Source organism: Armatimonas sp. (genome assembly GCF_031410135.1).
GTDB lineage: Bacteria > Armatimonadota > Armatimonadia > Armatimonadales > Armatimonadaceae > Armatimonas.
Genome location: NZ_JANNYP010000282.1, coordinates 1 through 2,403, shown reverse-complemented (window position 1 = coordinate 2,403; position 2,403 = coordinate 1). Strand labels below are relative to the sequence as shown.

1 protein-coding gene and 1 pseudogene are annotated in these 2,403 nt (G+C 57.5%); both read left to right on the top strand.

Translation table 11 applies throughout. The annotated features are described in order from the left end of the window. Positions 1 to 964: MFS transporter (locus tag RMO15_RS10350; protein ID WP_309711598.1), on the top strand; the 964-nt coding region annotated here is incomplete at its 5' end. A 54-nt stretch (positions 965 to 1,018) separates the two neighbouring features. Further along, a pseudogene (locus tag RMO15_RS10345) lies at positions 1,019 to 2,403 on the top strand (hypothetical protein); the annotation flags it as partial.

The following is a 2,403-nucleotide window of genomic DNA, read 5'->3' as shown; positions in this document are numbered from 1 at the left end:
TACACAGAAGGAGCGTGCTCAGGTCGTGGCCCTCTTCATGACGGCCAATGCAGTTGCTTTTATTATTGGAGCGCCTCTCTCAGGCTGGATCACGCAAGCGACCCATAACTGGCTGGGGCTCTTCGGCTGGCAGTGGCTCTTTATCCTGGAGGGATTCCCCTCGGTTCTCTTGGGGTTCGTGGTGCTCGCCTACCTTCCCAATGGCCCTCACGATGCGAAGTGGCTCACCCCTGAGGAACGGGACTATATTCAGAGTCGCTTGGGGGAGCGAACGGATCGACATAACAATGACGAGCCGTTAATGCAAGGGCTGAAACGTGACCTTAAGATCGCGGGGGGGCAGCTACGTGACAGCCGAGTGTTGCACTGTTTCACCCTTTTCTTTTTGATGGTAGGGGGGATGTATGGGATCAATTTCTGGATTCCACAGATCGTCAAAGACATGAGTGGTGGTGGCTCGGACTTGATAAAAGTGGGTCTGCTGACCGCAATCCCCTATAGCATCTCAGCGTGTGTGATGGTGCTTAACGCGCGTCACTCTGACAAGACCGGTGAGCGGCGGCTTCATATTGCGATTCCGGCAATGATCGGGGCGATTGCCATGGCAAGCTCAGGTTTGCCAGGCCTTCCGGTGTGGGCGAAGCTCGCGCTGATGGCGGTTGCGGCAAGTGGGATGTGGGCAATTTTAGGGCCCTTCTGGGCGATCCCTCAGCTCTTTCTGCGGGGCACGGCGATGGCGGCGGGCTTGGCACTGATCAACTCCGTGGGCAACCTTGCGGGCTTTGCCGGGCCGTTTCTGGTGGGCTGGGTCAAGGACAAGACGGGTGGCTTTATGTATCCCCTGATGGTGCTGGGGCTCTTTAGCCTCTGCGGAAGCATCATGGCGATCTTACTGCCGCCTAGCCTGCGCCGTCGCAACGACGTCGAGCCACTAGCTCAATCTGTCACGGAAGTGTCACGCTAGGCTCTTATACTGCTGCTTGTCCCCAAAATCGAGTGGGGGACAAGGACAGCAAAAATGATAACAACTCTACTCTCACGGCGGGCGGTTCTGCTTGCCGTGGGAGGCGGTGCAACGGGCTATCTTCTGACAGGCTGTGGAGGGGGTGGCGGCGGTAGCGGTAGTGGGGGAGGTGGCCCGACCAACTTCACGGTAACGCCCAGTCGCGCCGCACCGGGAGCGGTTGTCCAGCTTACGGGGCTCTCTCTAACGGAAAACGACGGCGCAAGCGTCTTATTCGGAGACGTTCCTGCGATTATCCACTCCTGGGATGAGGCGGGAGGGATGCAGGTTCTGGTGCCTCCCTTTCTTGCCGCAGGGAGCACAACCCACACTCCCCCCGCCGGGCCCGTTACTGTTACCGTTCAGCTCGGTACGGGCACACCGAAACCCGCACAGAACACCTTCACGGTCGAGGCACTAGTCGCGGCACCCGGAACCACCCGCGCACTTGTCGCGGAGCTCGCGGCGTTTGGTGACTTTTTTCAGGACTTCTTGACCAAGGGAGTTCTTCCTCTCTTTGCGGATAGCCCTGTGCTAGACAGCGCCGCCCTCATTCAAGGCGCGGCCTTCATGGCGTTCTATCAGGATGCGATGAACGGCCCGGACAACCCCAACTCCCTGCAAGCTCTGATGAACGGCACCTCCACAGTTGCCCCTGGTCAGAAGCTACCCAAAGAGCTCATCGATGCGCTTCTTGCTCAGGGACCTGTGCTCGCGGGGATGTCAGATCTTGCTCAGACCTTCCAAAACGCGATTGCCGAAGTTGCCCCCGAAGCCCTGGTATCCCGTGGACGAGGCCGTGATCTTCGGTCGAGCTTCAGATCACTGGGCATTGACTGGACGAAGGTTAGCGAAGCAAAACGAATCGTTCTCACGCTACAGGTGCAGAAGTTGCTCCAGGCAGTCACCAACTCACCGGGCGCAAACTTAGTCAATATCATCTACACTGCTGGGATGATCATTGTGCAGGCTATGGCAATCGCAGTGCAGCCAGAGCTATTGCCAATGATCTTCCTCGCAGATGTCATTATCGGCCTCGGAGGTAAGGTAATCTCGGTGATCTCAAGTGTGATGCCAGGGCTGATCTCGGATTTCTATGTTGTGGTGAAAGGGGTAAACCGGCACAACAACGATCCGGCGGTCGATATCCCGGTTAATACGCCTACATCTTTGCAAATTTACGTTGTCACACAGTCCACCGGCGGTGTTAACTTCACTTTAGCGGGCATGGGCGAGCTGGTTCTCTCGGTGCTCGAGGTGAAGGTTCCTCGGCTCAAGGCCTACATCGCGAGGCTCAAAGCCGAGGGAAACCCCCTCTACGATCTCTTTACGGCTAGGATGATCTCGATCACAGACTCCCTCTGGAACATTGCGGCGGGTGTTTCACCTCCCGGTGAGTG